This is a genomic window from Cohnella sp. GCM10012308, assembly GCF_042649185.1.
Lineage (GTDB): Bacteria > Bacillota > Bacilli > Paenibacillales > Paenibacillaceae > Cohnella.
The window spans coordinates 33443-59728 of record NZ_JBHRYU010000039.1; the positions used below are offsets into that span (position 1 = coordinate 33443).

Here is a 26286-nt window from a genome sequence, read left to right on the forward strand (position 1 = left end):
AGAGATCTTTTGCAATAAGGATGATAACCGGCAGTTTTTAGGCTTGTTTTAAATAATTCAAAGCCGCAGCTGCAAGCATGGCAGCCCCGACAGGAAGGGCATTCTCGTCCAGATCGAACATCGGATGGTGCAGCGGGTAGGACGTCCGCTCCGTACCGTCCCCGACGCCAAGCCAGAACAGGGCGGAGGGCACCTCCCGCGCGACGAATGCGAAGTCTTCACCGCCCATAGTCGGCCGTTCGACGAACCATCCGCTTGTCCCAAGCGTATCGTCGGCTGTGCGGCGGATGAGATCCACCATGCCTTCATCGTTGATGACCATGGGATAGCTGAACTTGTAATCGAGCTCGTATGTAGCGCCGAACGATTCAGTGACGCCCCGGATGATCCGCTCGATTCTGGCCGGCATCGCTTCCTGCAGCGCGGGGTTCAAGGTGCGGACCGTTCCGTTCAATTCAACCTCCGGGGCGATAACGTTGGAAGCGAATCCCCCTTGAATCTGCCCGATCGTCACGACCACCGAATCCAGCGGATCCGTCTGACGGCTCGCGATCGTCTGCAGGGCCGTGATTACCTGAGCGGCGATCGGAATGGAATCGATCGTCTGGTGCGGCGCCGCAGCATGCCCGCCGCGGCCGATGATCCGGATACGGATGCGATCCGCCGCGGCGTAAAACGTGCCGGAGCCAAGGCCGATCCTGCCAGAGGCTATCGTCGGCTTCACGTGCAGGGCAATGGCGGCATCTACGCGCGGATGATCGAGGACGCCGTCGTCGATCATGGCTTTGGCGCCGGCCAAGCCTTCTTCGGCGGGCTGAAACATGAATTTGACGTGGCCTTTACGCGGCGCACCGTGCGCGGCGAGCAGATGCGCGGCTGTCATGAGCATGGCCGTATGGCCGTCATGACCGCACAAGTGGGCTTTCCCTTTAATCGTAGATGCATAATCCGCCGTCTTGCCGTCAGGTATCGGCAGGGCATCCATATCGGCTCTGAGCAGCACCGTCGGGCCGGGCTCCGTCCCCCGCAGCAGGCCGACGACGCCGGTTCTGCCGACGCCCGTACGCACCTCGAGGCCGAGCCGGGTCAGATGATCCGCCACGATGCCTGCCGTTCTCGTCTCTTCATAACCGAGTTCGGGGTTCCGGTGAAAGTCGCGTCTCCAGGCGGACAACTGCGAGCTCATGTCCAGGGCGGCTTGGTAGAAGGGATGTCGTTCGGTCACGTCTTGATCCTCTCCTTATCAGATAACGTAAATTTTATGGGAATCGTCTGTTGCTGTCATATAGAGCATAGTCGATATGCGCTCGCAAATAGCCGGGTCTACCTTGTATTTTATAGGGGATTCTTATGTTTATATTTACATCCCGTTAAAGAACGCTTCATTCGCCGATTAGGATCGAGCCTTATATTGAAGGTAAGAGCCTGCGCTTCGCGCCTGCTGCGCAAAGCGTATCGGAGGGGGAACGGCGATGGAGCAACGGGCATGGAAAATACTGATCGTATACGCCAGGTTCGGGGACGGACATTACCAGGTATCCAAGGCGTTGGAGCAGCAATTCTCCGCGCATCCGGAGGCGCGGTTCGAGGTGCATCTCGTCGACCTGTTCGGTGAAGCGCATCCCGCAATGGACGCGATCGTGCGCTGCGCATATGCCAAGAGCATGACCTGGTTTCCCAAAACGTACGGCTGGAGCTATCGCGTCACCAACGGGATGAAGCACGACGGACCGCTAGGCAGATGGCTGCATGCTTTTGGCCGAAGCAAGATGGCCGCGCTCCTCCAATCGATCAAGCCCGACGCGGTCATCCACACGTTTCCTTTCCTCGCGACGTATCCGGCCATGGCGTCCTCGGGCATCGCGATCCCGACCTACACCGTTATTACGGATTACGAGCTGCATACCCGCTGGATTCATCCGCATACGGACGGTTACTTCGTGGCGACGGAGGAAATGAAGGCGCAGATCGCGCGCATGGGCATCCGGGAGGACCGGATCCACGTCACAGGGATTCCGATCCGCGGACAGTTCCGTGCCGAACGCCGATCCAGGCAGGAGATTTGCGGCGAAAAAGGGCTGGATCCAGAGCAGGCTTACGTACTCGTCATGGTCGGCGCTTTGGCGGAGCCCGAACGGCTGGTCGATGCTTTATTGAAGCCCGAACCGTCCGCTACGCTGCTGCTTATTGCGGGCCGCAATGCCAAGCTCTGCCGCAAGCTTAAAAAACGCTACGCGCGCCGAGCTCGCGTACGGGTCGTCGGCTACGCGGAAAACATCGAAGCGTATATGTCCGTCGCGTCTTGCATCGTGACCAAGGCGGGGGCCGTGACGCTTACCGAGGCGATCGCGATGGGCGTGCCCGTCGTCGTGTACAAACCGCTGCCGGGACAAGAGCGTGGCAATGCGGAATACTGGGATCGGCGACGCGCTGTGCGGATGGCTGCGGACGCGCCAGCCGTCAGGGCGGCCGTAGAGATCGCGATCCGCAGCCGATCCCGCCCGCACGCGTGCCAGCTTGGCGGCGCCGACGCTTCGCGCGTTATCGTAGCCGAGGTGCTGCGAGGCGGCGTTGCGGGCCGGATGGCGCGATGGCCTTCGGAAACGGCGTCATCGGCCGGTTGGCCCACGTTCGACTCGCGTCTTGTCAAATCCGAACCGTAAAGGAAAAACGGGGCCGGCGGCGAATCCTACAATAATGAGCAAAACCTATCGATAGAAACATCGACAGAAACATCGATAGAAAAATCGACAGCAACGGGAGGCCGGCCCATGACGCAGCTTGAGCGGATCATACCGATCCTGCGCATTTTCGACGAAGCCAAAGCAAAGACGTTTTATATCGACTTTCTGGGATTTTCGCTGGACTGGGAGCATCGGTTCGAACCGGATATGCCGCTGTATATGCAAGTTTCCAAAGACGGCATTCAAATTCATCTGAGCGAGCATCACGGAGACTGCAGTCCCGGCGCGGCGATCCGCGTCCATACGAGCGGCGTTAGGGAGCTCCAAAAAGAGCTGATCGGCAAAAAGTACGCTTACGCCAGGCCGGGCCTGGAGAAAACGCCGTGGAATTCCGAGGAATGCACCGTTACGGATCCCTTTGGCAACCGCCTGGTGTTTTGCGAGTATCTGACATAAATTCGGTCCGTTCATATAAAAGGCATCTCCCTTTGAGGGAGATGCCTTTTATATGAACGTCAGGTTCGTCAAGTTACTTTATTAAACACTTCGTTGTCGGGCGTGTTTTTAAGCCGATTCAAGAGCGTCCCCACATTTTCTTCGCCATATTCCTTGACTAAATACTGCGCGTGCGTCTCTCCCCAATCGCTCATCACCCGAATGACGGGCAACAGACTTCTTCCATGCTGCGTAAACGAGTACTCTACTTTGGGAGGAATTTGGTTATACACCTTCCGGTGTATGATTTTGTGGTACTCCAGTTCCTTGAGCTGCAACGTGAGCATTCTTTTGTTAATGCCAGGTATCGCTCTTAAGAGTTCGTTGTATCTCATGGTTTCGTTGGTCATGAGTTGAAAGATAATCATGAATTTCCATTTTCCGACCAGAATGTCAAGAGAAGTCGTAAAGTTGCATCCAACGAATTCGTCGAATTCCGCGATATTTTCGTCCGGCATTTGCCTTAACCCCCGTCATATCAAATGGTTTACTTTTTTAGACTATGCCTAATTAAAGTGCCTAGTTTAAAGAATGGATCATATGTATTATTCTAAACCCAGTCCAATGCATTTTACAATGTAATGAAAGCCGAAGGGGGCTGGCACATGTTATCTCCGGTATTCTTGGCGCACGGTTCGCCTTTCACCATTTTCGAAAACTCCGAATTCACTCGGTTTCTGAATCGTTTCGGACAAGCGCACCGTCCTAGAGCCATCGTCATCTTTTCCGCGCATTTCGAAAACGAGGTCACGACGATCGCAGCCACGGACGCGGTTCATGAGTTGGAGTATGACTATTACGGATTTCCGCCCGAGTATTATCAAGTTCAATATCCCGCAAGGGGATCGACGATCGTCGCTTCTATCGTCGAAGAACGATTGCGCAGACACGGTATTCCCGTTCAACAAAAATATAGAGGCATCGATCATGGCGTGTTTCCGATTATGAGGCATGCTTACCCGGAAGCCGATATTCCTATCGTGCCCGTTTCAGTTAACCCCTTTTTAACGGCCAATGAGCAGCTCGCGATCGGTGAAGCGCTGCGCGGTCTTGAGCAAGAAGGCATACTCGTGATCGGCAGCGGGTTTCTATCTCATAATCTATATGAGTTTGACAGGGATCCGGAGTCGCCGCCGCGCGCGTGGGCGGCGGAATTTATCGATTGGATTCGCGAGAAAGTGCTGGCGAGGGACATCGCGTCGCTGGTCGGCTACGAAACAATAGCCCCGCACGCCAAGAGAGCCGTGCCTCGCGCGGAGCACTTCGTACCTTTGCTGATCGCCTTAGGAAGCGGAAGCCCGGATAAAAAGCCTCGGGTATTGCACGATGAGGCAATCAAGCATGGCTCGATGAGCAATCTCAGCTTCCAGTTTTGATACGTAAAGATACGGCGAATTCAGCTTGAGGTGCCGGACTTTCAATTAAAACGCGCACGAATAGCGCAAGATAACACAGGATTAACCGGAAAACCCATTAAAGGAGTCCTTCACATGCAGGTTACGCAGCATTTCGATCCTCAGGTTCTCGCCCATTTGCAAGGCAAAGTTAAATTAATCAAAACCGAAAAAGGCGCCATCTATTTGGTCGGCCCCATTAAGCTTCCCGTCAATCTGCTTGGAGAGACCGTCGAGTTCAAGTGGTATTGCTGGCTGAACTGCGATGAAGTGACCGAGGACTTCGAGCGGATCATCGCGAAGCTGTCGTCGGCCAACCTGGCGGAACTGCAGCAGTCGAGCGTGCTCGTCCATGGCGATTTTGCGAATGCGGAGCATGCGCTCATCCGGTTTCACTCCATTTGCCATACAGGCGATATATTCGGCAGCAAGCGCTGCGACTGCGGCTACCAGCTGAAGCAATCGATGAAGCATGTCGCCGACAACGGCAGCGGCGCCATTTTTTACTTGGCCAACCACGAGGGGCGCGGGATCGGCCTGTTCAGCAAGGCGCTCGCTTATATTTTGCAGGAAAACGGGTACGACACGGTCGATGCCAATCTCCAGCTCGGCTTCGTAGACGATTCGCGCGATTACGGCGATGCGATCAAGGTGTTGAAGGAGCTTCGCGATAAGCCCGTCACCCTCATCACGAACAATCCCAAGAAGCTGGAGGCCTTGCGTCAAGCCGGCCTTGACGTGGAGGACCGCGTTCAGCTGTGGGGCGACGTGTCCGAATATAATGAGAAATATCTGAAAACGAAGATCGAGCGAGCAGGTCATTTAAATGAAGACGAACATTGCTGCAACAATGACTAACCACGAATTTTACATGCGGCTTGCCCTGCAAAACGCGATGGCGATGAAAGGCCAGACGGATCCGAACCCGCTCGTCGGATCGGTCATCGTGAACGACAACCGCATCGTCGGCGTCGGGGCGCATATGAAGGCCGGCGAGCCCCATGCCGAGATTCACGCGATACGCATGGCCGGCGAGCATACGCGCGGAGCTACGATCTATGTCACGCTTGAGCCCTGCTCCCATCATGGCAGGACGGGGCCTTGCGCGGTCGCGATCGTCGAAGCGGGCATTCGGCGGGTGGTTATCGCTGCGCTTGACCCGAATCCGCTCGTATCGGGAAGAGGCGTCGCTATTTTGAGGGATGCGGGTATCGAGGTCATCGTCGGCGTCTGCGAGAATGAATCACGTAAAATGAACGAAGTATTCAATACATTTATCGTTCGCAAAACGCCCTTCGTAACTTTGAAGTCCGCCGTGACGATGGACGGGAAGACCGCGACCTACGCCTCCGACAGCAAATGGATCACCTCGGAGGCTGCGCGCGAGGACGTCCACCTGCTCCGCAACCAGAACGCCGCGATCCTCGTTGGCGTCACCACGATTATCAAGGACGATTCCAAGTTGACGACAAGGCTGCCGAACGGGAGAAATCCGGTTCGCGTCATCCTGGATTCCACGCTGCGGCTCCCCTTGGATGCGAAGGTCGTAACGGACGGGGAAGCGCCGACCTGGGTTTTTACGACGCCGTCCTATGACCGTGCCAAGAAAACGGCGCTTGAAGAGGCCGGGGTCCATGTGTTCTTAACCGGGCAAGCCGGGCAAGCGGGCCGGGTCGATCCTTCCGAGGTCGTGCGAACCTTAGGCGAGAAGTCGATTTCCTCGCTGTTGATCGAAGGGGGCAGCGAGATCAACGCTTCCTTCTTCGAAGCCCGGCTCGTCGACAAACTCGTCATCTACATGGCACCCAAGCTGATCGGCGGCCGCGGCGCGCCCACTTTTTTGGAAGGAACCGGCATGGAGAAAATGATGGATGCCGTAGACGTAAGCGAGATGAGCGTTGAAGCGGTAGGGAACGATTTTAAATTTACCGGTTATCCCGCATATAAAGAGCAGTAAATCTGGAGGGACAGAGAACGATGGGAGAGGAACATCTCGCGGAGACGGGCATGGAGATCGGATTATATACGCTTGCGGATATCGTGCCGGATCCGTTTACGAATCAGACCATTAGCGCCAGGCAAAGGATCAAAGAGATTATAGAAGCCGCGATGCTAGCTGACGAAGCGGGGCTGGATCTGTTCGGCGTCGGGGAGCATCATCGACTCGATTACGCCACTTCGGCGCCGGCCGTCGTATTGGCCGCTATCGCCCAGCGCACGAAACGAATCAAACTGACGAGCGCGACCACCGTCCTAAGCACCGTGGACCCGGTTCGCTTGTTCGAGGACTTTGCGACGCTGGATCTCGTCTCGGACGGACGCGCGGAAGTAATCGCCGGCAGGGGCGCGTTTGTAGAATCGTTTCCCCTCTTTGGGTACGACACCAACGATTACGACGCGCTGTTCGAGGAGAATCTGCAGCTGTTTCTGAAGCTCAATGAAGCGGAAAAGGTCACATGGGACGGACAGTATCGCCCCTCGCTGCGCAATGCGGAGATCGCCCCTCGTCCGCTCCAGCAGCAGCTGCCGATCTGGGTGGGCGTGGGAGGAACGCTTGAGAGCGCGGCCAGGGCCGGCAGACATGGCGTGGGCATGGCGATTGCGATGCTTGGCGGCGATCCGGCACGATTTCTGCCGCTGGCGGATGCTTACCGGGAAGCCGGCAAACAGGCGGGATTCGATGCGGAACGGCTCAAGATCGGAATTACGGGACACGGTTATTTCGCGAAAACAACGCAGCAGGCCAAGGACGAATACTTTCCTTATTATTCGAATTACTGGTCGTACGTGAACCGGCAGCGCGGGATGACGCTTCGGATGGACCGGCCCGACTTTGAACGGATGGCCGCTCCGGAGACCGCATTATTCGTGGGCAGCCCGGAGCAGATCGTGGAGAAAATTCTGCGTCAATACGAGTTGTTCGGACACCGGCGATTCCTCGCCCAGATCGACATCGGCGGACAGCCGTTCCGCAAAGTGGCCGAGAGTATCGAGCTTTTCGCGACAAAGATCGTGCCTGCCGTACGGAAAGCGACGGGCCAAGCGCAAAGCGTTCTGCAATTAGGATGATGCAATTAGGATGATGCAATTAGGATGATGCAATTAGGATGAATCCTCCGTCTAAGTTAATATAAATATAGGCTTGGACAACCCGATGGAGGAAGGATGATCGATATGGAATATGTGAAACTGGGGAACACCGGACTGGACGTGTCCAGGCTTTGTCTGGGCTGCATGAGCTTCGGCGATGTGAGCAAGTGGACGCATCCGTGGATTCTCGACGAGGAAAACAGCCGTCCGATCATCAAAAAAGCGCTGGATCTCGGTATCAATTTTTTCGATACGGCCAACATTTATTCGATAGGCGCAAGCGAGGAGATCGTCGGCCGGGCCTTGAAGGACTATGCGAACCGGGATGAAGTCGTCATCGCGACAAAAGTGTTTTTTCGCATGGAGCAAGGACCTAACGGCGCCGGGCTTTCCCGCAAGTCTATCTTGAGCCAGATCGACAAGAGCTTGAAGCGGCTCGGAACCGATTATGTGGACCTGTACCAGATTCACCGCTGGGACTACGACACGCCGATCGAAGAGACGATGGAAGCTTTGCATGAGGTAGTCAAAGCAGGCAAAGCAAGATATATAGGCGCTTCCGCGATGTTCGCCTGGCAGTTCCTCAAGGCGCAGCATGTCGCGGGGAAGAACGGCTGGACGCGGTTCGTCTCCATGCAAAACCACTACAACCTGCAATATCGCGAGGAGGAGCGGGAGATGCTGCCGCTCTGCCAGGAAGAGAAAATCGGTGTGATTCCGTACAGTCCGCTCGCGGCAGGCAGGCTGCTGCGCGATCCGGGCGAGACGACGTCCCGCTCCGAAACCGATCAGGCGCAAAGGACCAAATACGATGCGATGCAAACGGCCGACCTGCCGATCGCGCAGCGGGTTGCGGCGATCGCAGCCGAGCGCGGCATTCCGCGCGTACAGGTCGCACTGGCCTGGATGCTGCAAAAAGAGGTCATCACCTCGCCTATTATCGGCGTGACGTCTATTTCCCAGCTGGAAGAAGCGATACCGGCGCTGAACGTCAGGTTGACGGCGGAGGAAATCGCATCGCTGGAGGAACCGTACGTCCCGCATCCGGTCGTCGGCGCGCTCTCCAGATAACCCATATAGGATCCCCTTATCGCTAACGAGAACGAACGTTATCGGTAAGGGGTTTTTTCATTTGATCTCGACCCTTGCAGGCGTCGCATATTTTGGGTCGCCGGTCGGGAAAATATAGCCATCGCGGTTTTTTTTCCGGGGAGGGCATCTCATTTGAAACGACTGAGGAAATGGATGCGACGGAAACCGGTTTCTCCCGCCGCATTGGAGGCAAGTCATGCGGCTGGCGTGGGGAGCGAGGCGCTTGCCGCGCAGCTGGAACGGAACGAGGCGACATTCCGGCGCATTTTTAAGGATTGCTCCGATATGGTCTTTCGCAGCGTTCAAATTGGCGGTCAACTACGGCTGATGCTCGTCTATATTTCAAGCCTTGTGGATGAGCAGATCATTGACGATCATCTTTTAAAACCGCTCTTGTCGCTTGATGAGGTCCATGCAGTAGGTATCAACCGGCCGAATGCCGAAGTGCTGATGGAGCGGCTTATTACCTCAGGCTCCGCGAGACTGTCGTCCGATGTCAACGAGATCGTGCGGCAAGTATTAAATGGGCAAGCTGCTGTGCTAACGGATGCCGACAGTAGCGCTATGCTGGTGAAGGCGGACGGCACAAAGCAGCGGAGCCTCGAGGAACCGTCCTCCGAGCCCGTCATCCGCGGACCGCGGGACGGCTTTAACGAGCACATCTCCACGAATACCGCGCCAGAGTGGAACGCATCGAGATCGACGGCGTCATGGATTCCGGTTATATCGAGGAGTTCATCGAGGACTTGCCGTATTCCCCGTTCCCGCAGACGCACAGCACGGAGCGGCCCGACGTCGTCGCCGCCGAGCTGCTGGAGGGGAAAATCGCGATTCTGGTCGACAACACGCCGTTCGCGCTTATCGTACCCATGACGTTCTGGACCGGCCTGCAGGCGAGCGAGGATTATTATGTCCGCTGGCCGATCGCCACCTTCGTACGATGGATCCGTTTCCTGTTTATTTTTATCGCCATCTTCGCGCCTTCCTTGTACGTGGCGGTCACGACCTTTCATCAAGAGATGATCCCGACCAATCTGGTGCTCAGCATCGCTTCCGCCAGAGAAGCTGTGCCGTTTCCGGCTTTTTTCGAAGCGCTGCTCATGGAGATCGTATTCGAGGCGCTGCGGGAGGCCGGCATTCGGCTGCCCAAACAAATCGGGCAAGCGATCAGCATCGCAGGCGCATTGGTCATCGGCCAGGCAGCCGTACAGGCGGGCATCATTTCAGCGCCGGTCGTCATTATCGTATCGATCACGGGCATCGCCACCTTTACGATCCCTCGCTACAGCTTTGCGAGCGGGGTCCGTTTGCTGCGCTTTCCGATCCTGGTCCTGGCAGGCACGCTTGGGCTGTACGGCATCGTGCTCGGCTTTTTGAGCATCGTGCTGCATTTGGCCTCGTTGCGTTCGTTCGGCGTGCCGTACTTGTCGCCGCTCGCGCCGATACAGCCGTCGAGCTTGAAGGATATTCTGATCCGCGCGCCGATCTGGGCGAAAAGGCAGCGCCCGCAGGCATCGGGAACGGCGAATCGGGTCCGCGAGCCGGCGGGGCAGCAGCCAGGCCCATATCGGGGGAAGCGTCCATGAAGCGATCGCTGCGAGCATGTCTCCTTCTGTCCGCCTGGCTGCTGAGCGGCTGTTGGGACCGGACGGAGATCAACGATCTCGCCTTCATCACGGGCTCTGCGTTCGATCTGGCCGATAACGGGGAATACCTGCTGTCGCTGCAGATCGCGGTTCCTTCTTCTTCGTCAGGCGGAAGTGGCGGCGGCAGCCCGCAGCAGAAGTTTTTCGTCCTGTCGGCCACCGGAAAAAACGCGAACGAAGCCTTTGAAAGGCTGCAGAAGAAAAGCTCCCGCAAGCTGTTCACCGCCCATCGCAGCGTGATCTTCGTCGGCAAGGCGCTGGGAAGGCAGGGAATAAACGGCGTGCTCGACGTGTTCGCCCATGACCCGCGTCAACGGTTGCGAACCTACATCATGGTCGTGAAGGGCGGCGAGGCGCGGAAGGTGCTGCAGTCCAAATATCCCTTCGACCAGGTGCCGATGGAGGCGGTCAAGGAGATGGAAGGCCAGCAAAGCGAGGTCGCGGCCAACCTGCGCGATTTCTTCATGTCGGCATCGAGCCTTGGCATCGATCCGATCATGGGGGCCATCGCGGTCGAGCCGGAAGACAAGGATCCTGGCAAGACAGGCTTATTTAAGCTCGCGGGATCCGCCGTATTCAAGGAGACGAAAATGGTCGGGCTGCTGGACGGCGATGAAACGGACGGCCTTAATTGGGCGACCAACCATATGAAGAACGGGAGAATCAACGCGGAGCTGCCCCAGGAGCAAGGGAACGTGGGGATATTAGTGACGCATGCCGAGCGGGAGATTACAGCCGACATCCAGGGGGATCGGATCCGGTTCACGCTGTTGCTGCAAGGGAAGGGCATGTTGTTCGAAAACAATACCAAGCTGGATATCACGCGGCCGAATAACATCGCGCTCGTGGAGCGCGCACTGGAAGCAACAGCCGAGAAACAGGTGCAGGACGTCCTGCGCAAGGTCCAGAAACAGTTCGACGCGGATCCCGTAGGCTTTGGTTTGTTTCTCCATCAAAATAAGCCGAAGCAATGGAAAACGCTGCAAAAGCAATGGGGACGAAGCTTTGCCGCAGCAGAAATCAAGGTCGTCGTGAAGCTGACCATCGGCGGCGCCGGTATGGCAGGTCCGCCATTACAATGGAACAAGAAGGAGATTCGAGAATGATTTTGTACTGCGCTGCGTATGTCATTTTGGGCGTATTATGGACGATTTCTCGCATGCGGTCGCTTATGGCCGTACAAAAAAGGAAGGAAGCGGCCGTATATGGCGGGACGATGGGCATATCTCTCGTCATCGGTGCTTTGCTGCTTGACGAGACGAAGCTGCCGAGCTTCATACGGCCGGTTCAGCGGCTTCTCGAGCCCATCGGGCAATTTTTATTGCAATAAAGAAGGCGCCGTCTTTCTTCTTGCGGCATCCACCGTCAGAAGCGCCAACGGGATAACCGTTTGATTGACGAAAGCCAGCACCGGGAAGGTGAATACGAGATAGTTGAGCAACGCGGCGGCATTCGGAAAAATCCAGACCGACCCGACGAGGGAAAGAAGCGCAAGCGGAAATACGAGGTCCCGGTAATCCCTTATTCCGAAAAGCCGGCTCACGCACAAACTGAATATGAACACGGACACCGCTATTTTTATAAAACAACCGATCACCCATGTGGCGACCGCGATCGCTTCGAGACGCTCGAAGGAGCCTTCGATCCCGATGTATTGAACGACGCTCAGGAACGAATAAGTCAATTTCCCCGTCAACGGACCGAGAATCATAAGGGTAAGCAAGACCAAACTGACGGACATCAAGGTCACGCCGGTCAAGGCGAAAATCGAAGCTCTGCGCGCCTTGCCTGACGATTGAAAATAAGGAAGGAGCCACCCCAATATGAACACCTGGTTCATGAATCCGCCGGCGGGATTGACCGCGCCCTGGAGCACCGGTACGAGGCCATTTTCCATAACGGGCTTCAGCAGATGCGCATCCGCTTCCGTGACCGTCAGAATCAGGAGAGGAATAAACAAGAAAAGCAGAAGCAGGGTCAGAAACTCGTTGGATCTCGCGATGACTTCGATGCCCATATAGGCCGCAGCTCCGCTTAAGACCAGCAAAGTTAGACTGATCACGAGAAAGGGACTCTCCGGGAGCAAAAGCGTGTTGACGAACCCCGTGTGCTGCGTCGTAATGGTCGAGATCGAGATAAACCAGTAATAGGCGTAATTAGCCGCCGCCAGCTTCCCCAGCCATTTCCCCAAAATGCGCGAGCTGTATTGTTCGATGGTGAGACCGGGATACCGCCTCGCCAGCTCGCACATGACCCAGATGCTGACGAAGCCGGTAACGGAGGAGATCAGCTCCGAGATCCAGGCATCCTGCATGGCAAACATGACGGTAAAAGAAGGCACCGTCAACAAGTTCGTCGAGATGATGAAGGTAAAGATCAATAAGCCCAGCTGCGTGCTGCTAATCTTCTCTGTGGCTTGCATGCGGCTCTCCATTTCCTGGCAAAGGTGTTCCAAGTATTCGCCAGACGGCCGGCGATTATACGCATAATAGAAGTAAGGCAGGAGTCATCGTTTAACAGGGGGAGCGGGCCGCAGTCGCCGGAGCTTCTTCGAAAGCATAGAGTTGCGATGCCGGAGTAACACTTCCGCCCCGCCTTCAATATGATGGCCTAGACATGTAAAGAGGTGAGCCAATGGCAGTCGTAAAAGCGAGACAACAGGATATCGATATGTTGGCCAGATTGCTTCGCGCTGAAGCCGAGACCGAGGGCGAGATGGGAATGCTCCTCGTCGGCAATGTCGGCATTAACCGGATAAGGGCGAATTGCTCGGATTTTAAAGGCATCCGCACCATCCCGCAAATGATCAACCAGCCGCATGCGTTCGAAGCGCTGCAGCATGGAATGTACTATCAGAGCGCACGGGACAGGGAACGGCGTCTCGCCCAACGGGCCGTAAACGGAGAGCGGAATTGGCCTGCCGAATTTTCTCTGTGGTATTTCCGTCCGGGATCGTTCGAAAATCCCGGACCGTGTCCGGACACCTGGTATGACCAGCCGTTGGTTGGACGATGGAAGAAGCACTGTTTTTATCAACCGACGGTAGAAGAATGTGAAAATGTATACAACACGTTCTAAACGTTCTACAAGTTCTATATCTGCATAAAACGTTCCAACGAAAAGGGGACGGTGCCTCCCGGCACCGTCCCTTTTCGTGCAATCTCTGTAACTCCTTGTTTAATCAGTGCGACATCATGGAAGCCGCCGGCGCTTTTTCCGACTTGACGCGCGCCTTGCTCCAGTCCAGCTTCACGTACCGCAAGCCATTGGCCAGCGCAGCCAGCACCATGTTGCTGCATAGCGCGATCCAGGCGCCGACCTGGCCGTAATCCAGCACGACCGTCAGCAGCAGCGTGACGGGGATGAATACGATCCAGTTAAGGACAAACGCCACGCGCGACAGATACGTCGTATCCCCGATGCCGCGCAGTCCGCCGCCGAATATGATGCCCGACGTATTGAAGAGCTGGATGAACGCCGCCAGATGAATGAGCGGGATAACGGCCATGTAAACCGCCCGCTCCGGCGTATACAGCTTCGCGATCGGGAGGGCGAAGACGAACATCAGGATGGAGATCAGCACCATGAGCAGGACGCCGAGCACGACTGTCATCATTCCGAAACGCTTGGCCTCCGCATGCCTCCCTTTCCCGATTTCTTGACCGGTGCCGATCGTCGCCGCCGCCCCGAAGCCGTTCGAAGGCATGAACCCGAAAGACAGTATGTTTAAGGCGATCTCGTTCGCAGCGATGGCGACGGTTCCGAGGCGTGAGATGCACATCGTAAACACAAGCATCCCTAGGCTGTTGGACATTTCCATCATGCTGAGCTTCGCGCTCTCGAACACCATCAGTTTAACCTGCTTCCGGTCGAAACGCTCGCGGGTACGGGTCAGCAGCGTGGCGTTCAGGTAGCCGTAATAGACCCACAGACACATGCCGAGCTGAACGACTTCCGCAAGCAGAATGCTCCACGCGGCGCCTTGCAGCCCCATGTCGGGAAAGCCGTACTTGCCGTAAGCCAGCACGTAGGTCAGCACGACCACCAGACCGCTGTTGATGAGCGCGATCGTCATGGGCGTCTTCGTATCGCCGATGGCTCGAAGGTAAGCGAAGAAGGCGCCGCTGAAGATGCCGAGGATGAGCGCGAACATCCGGATCATGACGTAATCGGTGCCCAGCGCGACGATCTCGTCGTTAAGCCCCATTGCCCTCAGGATGAGCTCAGGCGCGAGCAGACTGCCTGCGAGTAGAACGACCGCAAGCACGCCGGTCAACACGAGCGCGATTTGCATTCGCTGGTTGGCGAGGCGCATTTCGCCGGAGCCATAGTTCTGGGCGACCAGATAGTTGATCGCATTCTGGATCCCTGCACACAACGCCCACATGTTGTAGATCAAAATATTCGTTACTCCGACGACCGCAATCGCGGCTGCGCCAAGCTTCCCTACAATCATCAAAACGAGCAAGCCCGTAAACGTCATCGATGAGAACGTAGCGATGGATGGTAAAGCGAGTTGTAAAATTCTTTTTGCCAGCTGCACTTCCTTATGCCTCCTGCCCATGGTGGTCGCGTTGAACGTTTGTCGAATTCAGGCGATATCAGCCCTATTATAAACGGGTGTTCACATCTTTTCATAGCGGGATTTTCATCCGATTGTGAACGGCGCGTGAAGTGATAGAATACATATCATTCATTATGTAAACAAATAATAGAATTTAATTGTGACTGTCCGAGTTTGCAAAACTGTCTCACAGCGAACCAGCGCCGTGAGACAGTGGATTATGGCACTTTTTAGGCAGACAGAGGGTAACGAGGCGTGACGCAGAGCTCGCCGGTGATATTCGGCGTAACGGCTGCGCCCGCGCCGACGACCAGTTGAATCGTATCAAATCCGGTTTTGGTGAAGGCAAGCGCCGTTCCGGCCGTGATGGTATCCGTTTCAATGATCGTGCCTGTAGGTCCGCCAAGCAGGAAGTTGACGGTCAGCGTTCTGCCTGCAGGCGCTGCGCCGATCAAGAGCGTCCCGGAGACAAAGAGGCTCAGGGGGTTGACGTTTAATCGATATAGGTTCGTCGTGATCTCAGTGGCTACGGGGGTAATATTAATATTGAAGCACACCTGGTCTTGAACAAAGGTCGCCGGAGTACAGCACGAAAAATTGCTTTCGGCGACCATCGGGCTTCTTGAAGAACCGCCTCGACACATATGTCAATCCCTCCCATTGTATATGGCTACCCTTCTAAGGTACTTTGACTATCCCGTTTTTGTATAAGCTATTGCACCAGTCATTCTGCCCAAATACAGCCAGAGAGGGGGCTGAGGCCCGATTTGTGTTATTGTCCCGGTCCGTTTTGGTCATTTGTCTGTATTATGGAGAGTAGCCTGAAATGGGTATCCGGGGACGGGCAGGTGAACTCGCGTGAGGAATACGATACAAGTGAACAAACAAACGACAATCGTAGTCGTGGGAGCCGCCGCTCCTCGGCGAAAAAAAGCGCGTAGCCGCCGCCCGATCCGACGCCGAGGCAGGCGCCGCCGCTTCGATCCGGGGAGGCGCGCTTATTATGAAGAGATCTGCGGTACCATTTTTCAGAAATGCGATTCGCAGCCCCAAGTCTATTTTAGAGCGATTGAAATGCAGCCATCTGCAACAGTAAAGCTTCAGAACGATACGAACTGCGTTATGGAAGCTATTATTAAATTGGGCACAAAGGAAGTCGTGCAGTTGGTCGGGCAGTCTCAGCAAATTTCCCTTGTTCTCCCGTCCATATCGAGTCTAACGATACGATGCAGCGGAGAAGACTCTACGCAGTGCAGGGGCTGCTATATCATCAGGTTTCGCCGAGCATGACGCCTCAGTTGTTTAGACCAGGCGAATAATGGTGACAGCCGCACCGGCTCCGCCCGAGATCAGCGTCGCAGTTGCGACCAGACCGTACAGCTGCAAAATAATCGTGGAGCCCGCCGTCAACGTCACCACGATAACATTATTGAACATCGTAGTGGATAGTCCCGTAGAGATATTGGAAGCTACGTTTGCTGTGCCGTTGATGATCAGTCTGGCGCTGATCAGCAGCGCGGATGCCAGGTTGATCTGATAGGAAATATAGTAGGTGCCGCTTGAAGCGACTGTAAAAATCGTATTTGCACCATTGATGCTAATCCCCGCGCCGATATTTTGGGAGCTTGGCAGAGGCACACTGGTTCCGCCTAGCAAGACTAAGACGCCGGTTCCCGTCGTATTGGCCGCAAACGCATAGTTGCTCGTCACGCTGGTGCCGGTTTCGCCGGTGGTCCCCGTTATTCCGGTCGCACCGGTGACGCCAGTGGCGCCGGTTACACCAGTTGCACCTGTCAAGCCGGTGGCTCCCGTTGCGCCGGTTGCGCCAGTAGAGCCGGTAGAGCCAGTCGCACCAGTGCTACCAGTCGCTCCTGTACCGCCAGTCGCACCAGTGGTTCCATTAGCTCCCGATACGCCGGTAGAGCCAGTAGCGCCAGTGGAGCCAGTGGAGCCGGTAGAGCCGGTAGAGCCGGTCGTGCCAGTTACTCCTGTACCGCCAGAAGCGCCTGTGGCACCTGTGTTGCCAGTCACTCCCGTTACGCCGGTTTCGCCAGTCGGACCGGTAGAACCAGTCGCTCCAGTGACACCGGTACCGCCACTCGAGCCAGTAGAACCCGTCGCACCAGTGACGCCGGTTGAGCCCGTCGCGCCAGTGACTCCTGTTGATCCAGTCGCACCCGTTACACCCGTTACGCCGGTTTCGCCAGTAGGGCCGGTTGAGCCCGTCGCCCCGGTCGCTCCCGTTTCTCCAGTCGCACCAGTCGTTCCAGTCGCTCCCGTAACCCCCTCATGGTGACAACAAGCAAAGTGTGATTCGCTTACATATATTCTGCGTGTCATCCATATCATCCCCTTCGTCAATATAGGGCGATGACAGCCGATCAACTGTCGCGAATGTACAATCGTACGATCAACCGCCGGTCCAGCATCCTCAGAATACTTATACACTTATAGGATGCAGGACAGGGTGATTAGGGACATGCGATTGCACATGGGAATTCGCGTATTTTGAAGCCTATATTAAAGCCCATGATCCGAACAAAGGAGCACTAGGGACGGCAAACAAATAGGGGGGGGCGGCCAAAATAAGAATATGCCGTGATTCGGTGGATCGTTTCGATTTCTAATTGAATTGCAAATCACTAATGAAAACAATTAATGGGGATGTTCATGGCGGGCTTGTAGATGAAATTTTCTGAAAATGGATGGAAATACACATTTTGATCGTGGATGAGCCTTATCGAAAATCGGTTATGGAAAGAAACTTCTTTTGGCAGCCGAACAATTGGCAAAAGATAAAAAATGTGATTTTATAAAGCTGGACCGATCGATTTTTATAAGGAACAAGGCTACGAAGTAATTCGGCACGATACAAAATGCCGGCGGCCACACACATTATTATTTGGAAAAATCAAAGAACTAAATCAAAGAACTAAATCAAAGAACTAAATCAAAGAACTAAATCAAAGAACTAAATCAAAGAACTAAATCAAAGAACTAAAAATTCTAATTAAAACTAAATTTAAAGAACAAGAACATAATTCTTTTTCACAAAACCCGTATTTTGTACATATGTATTATTGAATCGCTATATAGTCTTGCCAACGCTCAATCCAAATTAATCTGTCTCATATATGGTGTAATATAAAAACAGTTTTCGGGTTCTTCTTCCTCTAAAGACCAATACAAAATCGTATTTCTGTGCAAAACCAAATCACGAGCTAAGTGGTTTTTTATTCTATCCCAAGTTCCATCATGGTCTTTAGCTTCTCTAAGGGCGTCATCAAAAGATGAGATAATCAAATTCATCAGAGCGAATTTCTCATCTTGATCTAGCACAGCCGTTTCATAAAATGAGATAAATTCGTTCACTCTATTTGAATCGGCAACTTCATATTCCCAGTCCTGTGAATTCTGATCTACTTTAGGTAGCCGCAGCTTTTCATTTAGGCTTTCAATAGCTTGCCTTGTAATAAAATTCAAATGAATTCCTCCAAACAACCATTCATGTAAGACAGCAACTGAAGATTGTGAACTGCTGAACTATCGTCCTCAGTTAGCTTGATCAAAGTTGGATTAAGCGCCCTTCCATTTATTGCTATATATTCTGGATTCTCTCCAAGATTAATTGTATGAATTGAAATAATAGAGGCTCTCTCCATATGATTTGCCCCTTTCGCAAAACAAAACTTTAGAATGAGTATTCGCGAATTTGCTACGCAATCCTGCCCGATCGCTTAACGAGGCTTTACAAATCACTGGGACACTTTAGACATGGAACCCGTTAAACCCGCAGTCGGTGAAGTTAGAGGTTGTGCTTCATTATTTTTGGGTTTGCTCTTAGACCAAGTGGCATATAATTAACCGGTTATCGGAACATCAAGATATTCTGTAAACTGAATATAGGTATGTCAATTAATATCCTTTGTTAGTTGTGGCAACACAACATGATCATGTCCCTCTCCGGAAGACCGTACAACTTCTTGTCTTTTGGAAAAGAAAAGAAATTGTACGGTTAAAATAAAAAACCGCGATACGCGCGGTTTAATTAAGATATATGTTTTTGGCTACTTACAATCCACCATATCCACCATTACCTTATACTGCGATGACCATCTCGAATCACTAGAAGCAGACCATCTCTCCCGAAAAGACAATCGCCATCCGCGTTCCATCGTTGTAGGTCAGGTAGCGATTCGAAGAATCGAATTTTAAGAATGCATGTTTTGTTTATAGATGCTCAAAGAGCCCGAATTAGGTTGGCTCACTACCGTTCCGGTTTGTCCGTGCAATGGGACAAACGTGCAACAGCACGTACAGGAACAGAAGGAGCAAAAACTCTCCCCTTCTATACCTGCATGTCCTCAGGTTGCCAAACTTAGTTGTACGTTCTCTCTTCGATCTGGAGATCTATTTTCCCATTGGAGAGACAGCTTCTTTTTTACACGGCTGTAAGCACGACGTCGTCGATGAAATCGGTGTTGTCTCCAGTTGTCGTACCGACGAAGCTAATCGTATGGGTGCCTGCCGTTGCCGTAAAATTGCTCGTCGTAAGGGCCGCGAAGGTACCCGTCGAAGGCGTATAAGTGCCGATCAAGGTCGAATCGAACATGACATTGAAGGTTTGCGTACCGCCGTAACTCATTCGTTTAGCCGCCTTAAAGCTGACCTTGTACGTACCCGCCGTCAAACTGACGAGTTGGGACATCGTTCCGCTATTCTGTACGAAAGCGGTCTGAACCCCCAGCGGAGTTGCCGAAGCTCCGAAGTCGCCGCCGTTGCGCTGAATGCCCGCATCGCCCGTAAACGTCCAAGTTGCGCCTAAAGGCCTGTAAGCGAAGTTCGAGGTGGTCGGCGATTCAAAGCTTCCGTTAGACACTACGCCGGGGCTGGGGGGTTGCTCAGTCAGTTTAATGCCGATAACCGATTCGTACGGCGTCCAGAAGGAGAGGGTCGCGTTCCCGCTCGCGTTCGTCGTGAACGAGGTCGTGAAGCTTACCGCCGTTCCGTTCTGCCACAAGCTCGCCTCGTAAGCCGCGGCCACATATGACGTGTTCGCTTTTAATCCGTTGAAATTAAAGTTCAGGTTATCCCCGACCGAGGTGGACGTATTGACGACCCAAGCGACCGGATTCCCGCTCGAGTTGGTCGCGCCGCCCGCCACGATCGACGCTGCTCCGTTGACCCAAGAGCTGCCTCTCAAGGTGAAAGCTCCGGCCCCGAGTCCCAATTGTTTGGCCAATACGCGATAGGTGTTCATCTTCGGCGTCAGGCTTCCGTTCGAATAGATCGAATAGAAATCCGGATGCGTCGTTTGCTTGTTAAAGGCGAAGTAGCCGGTTCCCGCGACGTTGTTCCATATCATATCGTTCAATCTTTGGGCGACGTAAGGAATGGCGTGCGTGGAATCGTTATTCATCGAAGAACCGATATATTGCCAATCCCAATTCCATTCGGTGATATAAATCGGCATATTGGAGACGCCGTTCGAAGAGGCTACGTTCCTTAAAGCCTGAATGTTCGGCTCGCCGTTAGGGACCATCTGATAATGGTGATAGGACAGAAAGTTTACGTTCGGCTTAATGTTCGCGTCCTGAAGCAAGGCATTCGCCCAGCTCGTGTCCGTCGTCGACAACGAGGGCCCTCCGATCGGGATCGTGGCGTTGACGCTGCGGATCGCGTTGGCCGCATGCGTATAGATCGCCTTGTAAGCCGCCAAGCTGTTGGCGTAACCGCTATTCGAAATGTCGAGAAATTGGGCAAGATCCGGCTCGTTCCAAACCTCGATGAAATCGATCTTCCCTTGGAATCGCTGCGTGATTTTCTTAATGATGTCCTCGTAGACGGTCCAGTTCTTCGGAACGCCGTTATTCGCGTTGTTAGAAGACAACCAACCCACGTTATAGGACAAGATGATCATGGTCTTGAGCCCTTTGTTATGATAGGTGTCCACCCACCCGTACTGGCTCCAATCCCAATTATTCGGGTCGTCCACGCCGCCCGAGACGGACATGTCTGCCAAGTATTGCGCAACGGTCGTATTCGGCAGGATTTGGGATAAATAGACGTCGCGGCGGGCGAAGCTAATGCCTACCGAGCGCAGGGAATCCACGTCGGATGCGCCGTCCAGCTGGTTGATCGCGCCTCCGAAGACGTTCGGGCTGCGTTGGCCCAGGTTCTGATTGAATTGAATCGTCGCGGACGTTGCCGCGAAGCCGACTTGCGGAAAGGATAAGAGAATCGTCATGGCCAAAATCGCAATTAGAGCCAGCGAGATCCGCTTATTCCAACTCCCATCCTTGAACCCCATGATCTTCCCTTGAGCCTGATTCATTGAAATCACTCCTTTGTTTTTAAAAGCGCTTTCAAGACATGGCGGCTTGCTCGATTATCGTCACCTCCTTTCCTATAATTGGCTTACTGACTAGCTGACCAGCTCGCTCGATAATTGCCGGACCCCAGAACGATACGGTTGTCCTCCGTTTCGTAATCGACGCCTTCGAACAGGGGCTGCCCGCTTTCGAAGATCGAGATCGGCTTCCGCAAGCGATCCGGCAGCTCAATTACGATCGACCCGTTTACCGGCACGGCGGCTTCCAGCACCAATAAATCTCCGTCTCGCTTCCAACCGGCCGCATACGTTCCTCTGATCGTCGCGATCTCCGCCTTGGCGTAAGCGAGCTTCGAAGTAACCGGCGGCTTCACGACCATTTGCGCGAAAGCGACGGATTCGTCGCACATGCGCAAGCCTGCCAAATGCTCGAACATCCAGGCGCTAATGCTCCCGAACATTGGATGGTTACGGGATTCCAGCCCGTCCCATCTCTCCCAGAGGGTCGTTGCGCCGTTCTTGATCATGCAGCCGTAGCCGGGATAAGCGTCTCTGACGGCCAATGCGATCGCGGTATCCGTCTCGCCCCAATCGGCCAGCGTGTCGAATAGCAGACCAGTTCCGAAAATGCCGGTATCCAAGCTGCCCCCGAGCGCCTCCGAGTATTGCATCAGCAGCCGGGTTCGGATGGCCGGTTCCCGTTCGGGCGGAACGCAGCCGAGTGCGTATGCGAAAATATCCGCTCCCTGCCTGCCGATCGAATAGCGATTCCGCTCCGGGTCCAGAAATCGCTCATTAAACGCCAAGCAAATGTCGGTGTATCGTACCTCATAGCGTCGCTTATCGTCTCCTCTGCCCAGCACCTGCGCTATGCGTCCGAGCAATTTCGTAACGTAAGCGTGAAAATAAGTGTTTACGACTCGTTCGGGCAGTTCGATGGAACCCGGGATGCACCAATCGCCCAGGCACCAGCTCCCCGGCTCCTCTCGCTCGACGATGCATCCGTCATCCGTGCAGCCTTTCAAATAGTCGACCCATCTCTTCATGCCCTCATAGTGATCTCGAAGCAGGCTCAAATCGCCGTAAGCCCGGTATACGAGCCAAGGCACGATGACATAGGCGCTTCCCCAACCCGGTCCGCCTCCGCCTCCGTTAAAGGGAGCGGTATGGGGAACGAAGCCGGTCTGAACGTTCTGCGCGTCGCCGATGTCTTGAACCCATTTCCGATAAAAGGAGGCCATTCCGAAGTTATAGATGGCGGCTTTGGCCGTAATGTGGCCGTCTCCGGTGTATCCTAATCTCTCGCGATGCGGGCAATCGCTCGGAACGCCGCCGTGCAGGTTGCTCAGTTGGGACCAACGGTACATGCGCTGAATGCGGTTAAGCGTCTCGTCCGAGCATTCGAATGAACCGACGGAATCCACCGAAGCGTGGACGATAACTCCGATTGCGGCGTCATCCGCCGGCTCGCCGGGAACCCCCGATATTTCAACGTAACGAAAACCGTGCCATGCGAATCTTGGCTCGTATTCTTCAATTTTGTCTCCTCTGGAAATATAGACGTCATGCTGAATTTGGTCCGTTCCGCCCGTGCTTGTAAAGTCGAGCGTGCCGTCCGGGTTTAACTCTTCCGCATACCTGAGGGTAAAGCGTGAGCCGCTTGTCGACGCTCTCACCCGCAATCTGACCCATCCCGAGAAGTTTTGACCCATGTCGTAAACGTAACACCCGTCTTCAAGCTGCGTTCGGCTTATCGGCCGAATCGTGCCCATGACTTTATCCGCCGGAGACTGCTGCGCCCTTAACGCACCGCTAGGCGCCGTCATGATTCGGACCGGTTGCCAATCCGATTCGTCGAAGTCCGATTCGCTCCATCCTTCGATCTCGCGCCTGGCGTCATATACCTCGCCCACAAAAACGTTATCGAACAGGATCGGCCCGCACTCGCAGCGCCAGCTGCCGTCGCTTACGATGCGCTCCGCGCTGCCATCCGCGTATTTAATATTCAATTGGAGCAGGAAACGGGGATTCCCGTAAGACATTCGGCCTTCGACCGTACGCGCGGTTTGATTGTAAAATCCGTTGCCTAACATCGTGCCGAAACTATGTTTTCCTACGGTCAAAAAGGCAGTGATGTCGCAGGCAACGTAATAGACCGATTTATTTCCATTATCGTTATAAGGATAAAGCAATCCCTCGATCGTTCGATCGTCGTAGTCGCTCCAGTTGGGATCGAGAACATGATCGCCGACTTTGCTGCCGTCCAAGTAAAGCTCCCCGTATCCCAGGCAAGCGAAGTAAACGACGGCGCGCTCGCACGGCTTGCCGACCGGGAACGTTCCGCGGAATAGCGGAGAGCCCGCGATATCCGGTGCGCCGATCCATTGTCCGGACCAATCCTCTTTATGCAGAAGCCCGGTATGGAAGGAGGCCGTTTCGCTGGGCTCCCCCTCGCGATCCGTTTCGTCCCAAGCGACGATGCGCCAGTAATATCGGGTGTCGCTCTCCAACCGAGCTCCCTCGTATACGACGTGAAAACTGTTCTTCGAAATGACTTTGCCAGAATCCCAGTGCAAATCGCGCTCCGCGTTAAGCTTCCCCGGATCGTCGGCAACCGTAACCCGGTACGCAGTTTGCGACCGATTGCGCCCTTCGGCGCTTAATTGCCAGCTGAAGCAAGGTGCTTCCTTTTGAATCGCTACGGGGTTCGGCAAGTATTCGCAAAGCAGTTGGACCGAAAGAATTTTAATCGCCTCCTCCTCGCAATGATCATCCGATCTTTCCTGCTATCCTTTGACGCCCGAGAACGCCACGCCTTTCTCGATATACTTCTGGGCGAAGACAAAAATCACGAGCAAAGGAATCATCGAAATAAACGAGCTGGCCATAATCATATTCTGTTGGGCGTTGCTCTGATTCTGCAGATCGTTCAGCGCGACGGTAAACGTCCAGTATTGAGGCAGGTTGTTCACGACAAGGGGCCAGACGAATTCGTTCCAAACGGGGATGAACGTCAACACGCTGACGGCAGCGAAGATCGGCACGGATAGCGGAACGACGATCTGCAGGAACGTGCGAAATTCGGAGGCTCCGTCGACCCTGGCCGCTTGCAGTAGCTCCTTCGAGATTTGGTCGAAGAAGCCTTTGAACAGGAAGATAATAATGCCCCAGGCGGAATGAGGCAGAATGATCGCCCATAACGAATTGACCAGATGCAAATCCTTCATGAGCAAATACAGCGGTAATAGCAGCGAGATATCCGGTATCATAATCGTCGCCAGGAAAAACATGATCCAAAAGAACTGCCACTTTTTGTTCGATATCAGATGAGCCAGCGTATAACCGGCCAATCCCCCGAGAAGCAGTTGTATCGCCACCGAGGACAGCGTCACGATCGCGCTGTTGATGAAATATTTCGTGAATCCAAGCGGACCGGCCGCATTCATCGCGATCTTGTTCATCGATATAAAGCTGTCGAACATGCGCGTCCATGCTTGTTTCTCCTCAATCGTCGCAACTTTTCCCTGGATGATCTCCGAAGCGCCGTAAAAATCCGCGAACCGCGACGAGAGCTCGCTCTTCGCCACGCCTTTCCCATCCGAAATGTCGCTTCCTCCGTCCCCGTACCAAGTAAACTTGGACAGCTTTTTCTCGCGAATGATCGGAAGCTTGCGATCCATCAACTGGCTGGTAAACAACGTGGATGGAACGATCGAGGGCTGTCCGGCCCGGAACGAAGACGACTCCGTAAAGGCTTGAAATATCTTCTTCCCGTCCCGAATGCCGGTAATTCTGACTTCGCCGATATTCTCCCGGATATTCTTCATCCAAGGGAACCAAATCGCCTCCATGGCATCTTTCTCGTAATCCGCCCGCTCCATCGGTCCAAGTCCCGAATAATCGAGCGTGACCCGAATCGATTGGGGAATCTGAGGGATCCACTTGGGCGGATAGGCGTCAATGTCCTTATCCGATTTAAACGCCGAAGAAACCATCCATAGCACGGGGATCAGGGAAAAAACCGTAAAGAGAATCGTCACCGCGTAAGCCGTAAAAGTAAGAGACCGCTGTCCTCTTTCGGCCATGCGCGTTCGTTTCATATCGCTCAATCCTTTTCCGCGGAAATTTTATTTTGCAAGACGGTCAATATCGTAATCACGAAGAACATGAACAAGGACATGGCGCCTGAAATCCCGAAGCGCGCTTGCTGGAATGCCGTGTTCACGACGAGCATCGATACGACGGTCGTGCTTCCCGCCGGGCCGCCTTGCGTCATGACGTAAATATTGTCGTAAGCCAGCAGGACGCCGGACATGAAGGCGATGAACTGGATCACGATAATGAATCGGATGTTCGGCAGCAGCATCGTCCACATTCTTCTCCAAGGACTGGCTCCATCTACTTTGGCCGCTTCTAAGATTTCCGTCGGAATCGATTTGATAGCCGAATAATAAAGCAGAAGCGAGATGCCGTTGCCAGCGAACACCGCGGGCAATACGATGGCCAGCTTCGTTATATTCAAGTCGTTGAGCCACATATACGGCCCAAGGCCGAAAAATTGGAGCCAATAATTCAGCAGACCGTAATCGGGGTTGTACATCCATTTCCAGACGAGTACGCCCGCGACCGCCGGCATGATCGTCGGCAATTGGTACATGAAGCGAAAGAAGGCGTTCGCCTTGCGAATATCGCTGAGCAGCAGCGCTTGCACGATCGGAATCCAGAAGGTAAGACCCAGATAAAGCGCGAAAAACACGAACGTGTTGGATACGGCTTGCCAGAAGGTCGACGAGGAAAGAAACTCCGTATAGTTGGCCAGACCGACGAACGCCCCTGGCGGATTGACGATGCTGTAGCGAAAGAAACTGACGCGGACCATGCTTAACAGCGGATAGTATTTAAACAACAGATAGCAGAGCACGGACGGTAACAGAAACAAGACGGGCATGCAACGGATGTTCGTAATTCTGGTCATACGGTTCGTTCACCC

At 54.1% G+C, this 26286-nt stretch carries 22 protein-coding genes and 1 pseudogene; 12 read left to right on the top strand and 11 right to left on the bottom strand.

Going from position 1 to position 26286, the window contains the following annotated elements:
* Nucleotides 1–37 precede the first annotated feature (37 nt).
* A complete protein-coding gene (locus tag ACFOTD_RS29530) occupies nt 38–1225 on the bottom strand; it encodes a M20 metallopeptidase family protein (RefSeq protein WP_378123550.1) in 1188 nt (395 codons plus the stop codon).
* Nucleotides 1226–1472: 247 nt separating this feature from the next.
* Between ACFOTD_RS29530 and ACFOTD_RS29535 the strand changes: the two genes are divergently transcribed.
* On the top strand, nt 1473–2663 hold the full coding sequence (locus ACFOTD_RS29535) for an MGDG synthase family glycosyltransferase (RefSeq protein WP_378123551.1): 1191 nt from the start codon (nt 1473–1475) through the stop codon (nt 2661–2663).
* Nucleotides 2664–2771: 108 nt separating this feature from the next.
* The gene (locus ACFOTD_RS29540; RefSeq protein ID WP_378123552.1) at nt 2772–3140 is read left to right on the top strand and encodes a glyoxalase superfamily protein; all 369 of its coding nucleotides are present in this window, start codon (nt 2772–2774) and stop codon (nt 3138–3140) included.
* 68 nt (nt 3141–3208) lie between these two features.
* Here ACFOTD_RS29540 and ACFOTD_RS29545 read toward each other — a convergent pair whose 3' ends face one another.
* The gene (locus tag ACFOTD_RS29545; RefSeq protein WP_378123553.1) at nt 3209–3637 is read right to left on the bottom strand and encodes a winged helix-turn-helix transcriptional regulator; all 429 of its coding nucleotides are present in this window, start codon (nt 3635–3637) and stop codon (nt 3209–3211) included.
* Between the two features lie 147 nt (nt 3638–3784).
* On the opposite strand from ACFOTD_RS29545, the gene ACFOTD_RS29550 reads away from it, so the two are divergent.
* The 8 genes and pseudogenes from ACFOTD_RS29550 (at nt 3785) to ACFOTD_RS29585 (ending at nt 11731) form a co-directional block, all read left to right on the top strand.
* On the top strand, nt 3785–4555 hold the full coding sequence (locus tag ACFOTD_RS29550) for a DODA-type extradiol aromatic ring-opening family dioxygenase (RefSeq protein ID WP_378123585.1): 771 nt from the start codon (nt 3785–3787) through the stop codon (nt 4553–4555).
* A 114-nt stretch (nt 4556–4669) separates the two neighbouring features.
* Nucleotides 4670–5431, top strand: coding sequence for a GTP cyclohydrolase II (locus ACFOTD_RS29555; protein WP_378123554.1), 762 nt, complete (start codon nt 4670–4672; stop codon nt 5429–5431).
* Nucleotides 5424–6530 (top strand): bifunctional diaminohydroxyphosphoribosylaminopyrimidine deaminase/5-amino-6-(5-phosphoribosylamino)uracil reductase RibD, encoded by a 1107-nt coding sequence (ribD, locus tag ACFOTD_RS29560; RefSeq protein ID WP_378123586.1) that lies wholly within the window; start codon nt 5424–5426, stop codon nt 6528–6530. Before ACFOTD_RS29555 ends, ribD begins: the two co-directional genes overlap by 8 nt.
* Nucleotides 6531–6550: 20 nt before the next feature.
* Nucleotides 6551–7642 (top strand): LLM class flavin-dependent oxidoreductase, encoded by a 1092-nt coding sequence (locus ACFOTD_RS29565; RefSeq protein ID WP_378123555.1) that lies wholly within the window; start codon nt 6551–6553, stop codon nt 7640–7642.
* 105 nt (nt 7643–7747) lie between these two features.
* On the top strand, nt 7748–8734 hold the full coding sequence (locus ACFOTD_RS29570; protein ID WP_378123556.1) for an aldo/keto reductase: 987 nt from the start codon (nt 7748–7750) through the stop codon (nt 8732–8734).
* 306 nt (nt 8735–9040) lie between these two features.
* Nucleotides 9041–10341: pseudogene (locus ACFOTD_RS29575) on the top strand (spore germination protein).
* Nucleotides 10338–11507: a Ger(x)C family spore germination protein gene (locus ACFOTD_RS29580; RefSeq protein ID WP_378123557.1), complete on the top strand. Its 1170-nt coding sequence runs from the start codon at nt 10338–10340 to the stop codon at nt 11505–11507. The pseudogene ACFOTD_RS29575 and the gene ACFOTD_RS29580 overlap by 4 nt, the downstream one beginning before the upstream one ends.
* Complete coding sequence (locus ACFOTD_RS29585) at nt 11504–11731, top strand: hypothetical protein (RefSeq protein WP_378123558.1); 228 nt, start codon at nt 11504–11506, stop codon at nt 11729–11731. Before ACFOTD_RS29580 ends, ACFOTD_RS29585 begins: the two co-directional genes overlap by 4 nt.
* Here the strand turns inward: ACFOTD_RS29585 and ACFOTD_RS29590 are convergent.
* Nucleotides 11720–12823 (bottom strand): GerAB/ArcD/ProY family transporter, encoded by a 1104-nt coding sequence (locus ACFOTD_RS29590; RefSeq protein ID WP_378123559.1) that lies wholly within the window; start codon nt 12821–12823, stop codon nt 11720–11722. The genes ACFOTD_RS29585 and ACFOTD_RS29590 overlap by 12 nt on opposite strands.
* A 212-nt stretch (nt 12824–13035) precedes the next feature.
* Between ACFOTD_RS29590 and ACFOTD_RS29595 the strand changes: the two genes are divergently transcribed.
* Nucleotides 13036–13479 (top strand): cell wall hydrolase, encoded by a 444-nt coding sequence (locus ACFOTD_RS29595; RefSeq protein WP_378123560.1) that lies wholly within the window; start codon nt 13036–13038, stop codon nt 13477–13479.
* A 103-nt stretch (nt 13480–13582) separates the two neighbouring features.
* On the opposite strand, the gene ACFOTD_RS29600 is transcribed toward ACFOTD_RS29595, so the two are convergent.
* Entirely contained in the window at nt 13583–14944 is a 1362-nt protein-coding gene (locus ACFOTD_RS29600) for an MATE family efflux transporter (protein WP_378123561.1), read from the bottom strand.
* Nucleotides 14945–15195: 251 nt separating this feature from the next.
* Complete coding sequence (locus tag ACFOTD_RS29605; RefSeq protein ID WP_378123562.1) at nt 15196–15609, bottom strand: DUF3992 domain-containing protein; 414 nt, start codon at nt 15607–15609, stop codon at nt 15196–15198.
* 259 nt (nt 15610–15868) lie between these two features.
* Between ACFOTD_RS29605 and ACFOTD_RS29610 the strand changes: the two genes are divergently transcribed.
* Nucleotides 15869–16255, top strand: coding sequence for an S-Ena type endospore appendage (locus ACFOTD_RS29610; protein ID WP_378123587.1), 387 nt, complete (start codon nt 15869–15871; stop codon nt 16253–16255).
* 12 nt (nt 16256–16267) lie between these two features.
* On the opposite strand, the gene ACFOTD_RS29615 is transcribed toward ACFOTD_RS29610, so the two are convergent.
* The 6 genes from ACFOTD_RS29615 to ACFOTD_RS29640 all read right to left on the bottom strand — a co-directional run bounded on the left by ACFOTD_RS29615 (nt 16268) and on the right by ACFOTD_RS29640 (nt 26271).
* Complete coding sequence (locus tag ACFOTD_RS29615; protein WP_378123563.1) at nt 16268–17305, bottom strand: BclA C-terminal domain-containing protein; 1038 nt, start codon at nt 17303–17305, stop codon at nt 16268–16270.
* 768 nt (nt 17306–18073) lie between these two features.
* Nucleotides 18074–18448, bottom strand: coding sequence for a hypothetical protein (locus tag ACFOTD_RS29620; protein ID WP_378123564.1), 375 nt, complete (start codon nt 18446–18448; stop codon nt 18074–18076).
* Nucleotides 18449–19406: 958 nt separating this feature from the next.
* Complete coding sequence (locus ACFOTD_RS29625) at nt 19407–21299, bottom strand: GH39 family glycosyl hydrolase (RefSeq protein ID WP_378123565.1); 1893 nt, start codon at nt 21297–21299, stop codon at nt 19407–19409.
* A gap of 83 nt (nt 21300–21382) precedes the next feature.
* Entirely contained in the window at nt 21383–24046 is a 2664-nt protein-coding gene (locus ACFOTD_RS29630; RefSeq protein WP_483862641.1) for a family 78 glycoside hydrolase catalytic domain, read from the bottom strand.
* A gap of 36 nt (nt 24047–24082) precedes the next feature.
* A complete protein-coding gene (locus ACFOTD_RS29635; RefSeq protein WP_378123567.1) occupies nt 24083–25396 on the bottom strand; it encodes a carbohydrate ABC transporter permease in 1314 nt (437 codons plus the stop codon).
* Between the two features lie 5 nt (nt 25397–25401).
* Nucleotides 25402–26271, bottom strand: coding sequence for a carbohydrate ABC transporter permease (locus ACFOTD_RS29640; RefSeq protein WP_378123568.1), 870 nt, complete (start codon nt 26269–26271; stop codon nt 25402–25404).
* Nucleotides 26272–26286: the final 15 nt, after the last annotated feature.

What these genes read in the sequence shown, in the direction of transcription:
- ACFOTD_RS29535 (WP_378123551.1), top strand. Translation starts at nt 1,473, where the DNA reads ATGGAGCAACGGGCATGGAAAATACTGATCGTATACGCCAGGTTCGGG.
- ACFOTD_RS29540 (WP_378123552.1), top strand. Translation starts at nt 2,772, where the DNA reads ATGACGCAGCTTGAGCGGATCATACCGATCCTGCGCATTTTCGACGAA.
- ACFOTD_RS29545 (WP_378123553.1), bottom strand. Translation starts at nt 3,637, where the DNA reads ATGCCGGACGAAAATATCGCGGAATTCGACGAATTCGTTGGATGCAAC.
- ACFOTD_RS29550 (WP_378123585.1), top strand. Translation starts at nt 3,785, where the DNA reads ATGTTATCTCCGGTATTCTTGGCGCACGGTTCGCCTTTCACCATTTTC.
- ACFOTD_RS29555 (WP_378123554.1), top strand. Translation starts at nt 4,670, where the DNA reads ATGCAGGTTACGCAGCATTTCGATCCTCAGGTTCTCGCCCATTTGCAA.
- ribD (WP_378123586.1), top strand. Translation starts at nt 5,424, where the DNA reads ATGACTAACCACGAATTTTACATGCGGCTTGCCCTGCAAAACGCGATG.
- ACFOTD_RS29565 (WP_378123555.1), top strand. Translation starts at nt 6,551, where the DNA reads ATGGGAGAGGAACATCTCGCGGAGACGGGCATGGAGATCGGATTATAT.
- ACFOTD_RS29570 (WP_378123556.1), top strand. Translation starts at nt 7,748, where the DNA reads ATGGAATATGTGAAACTGGGGAACACCGGACTGGACGTGTCCAGGCTT.
- ACFOTD_RS29580 (WP_378123557.1), top strand. Translation starts at nt 10,338, where the DNA reads ATGAAGCGATCGCTGCGAGCATGTCTCCTTCTGTCCGCCTGGCTGCTG.
- ACFOTD_RS29585 (WP_378123558.1), top strand. Translation starts at nt 11,504, where the DNA reads ATGATTTTGTACTGCGCTGCGTATGTCATTTTGGGCGTATTATGGACG.
- ACFOTD_RS29590 (WP_378123559.1), bottom strand. Translation starts at nt 12,823, where the DNA reads ATGCAAGCCACAGAGAAGATTAGCAGCACGCAGCTGGGCTTATTGATC.
- ACFOTD_RS29595 (WP_378123560.1), top strand. Translation starts at nt 13,036, where the DNA reads ATGGCAGTCGTAAAAGCGAGACAACAGGATATCGATATGTTGGCCAGA.
- ACFOTD_RS29605 (WP_378123562.1), bottom strand. Translation starts at nt 15,609, where the DNA reads ATGTGTCGAGGCGGTTCTTCAAGAAGCCCGATGGTCGCCGAAAGCAAT.
- ACFOTD_RS29615 (WP_378123563.1), bottom strand. Translation starts at nt 17,305, where the DNA reads ATGACACGCAGAATATATGTAAGCGAATCACACTTTGCTTGTTGTCAC.
- ACFOTD_RS29625 (WP_378123565.1), bottom strand. Translation starts at nt 21,299, where the DNA reads ATGAATCAGGCTCAAGGGAAGATCATGGGGTTCAAGGATGGGAGTTGG.
- ACFOTD_RS29635 (WP_378123567.1), bottom strand. Translation starts at nt 25,396, where the DNA reads ATGAAACGAACGCGCATGGCCGAAAGAGGACAGCGGTCTCTTACTTTT.
- ACFOTD_RS29640 (WP_378123568.1), bottom strand. Translation starts at nt 26,271, where the DNA reads ATGACCAGAATTACGAACATCCGTTGCATGCCCGTCTTGTTTCTGTTA.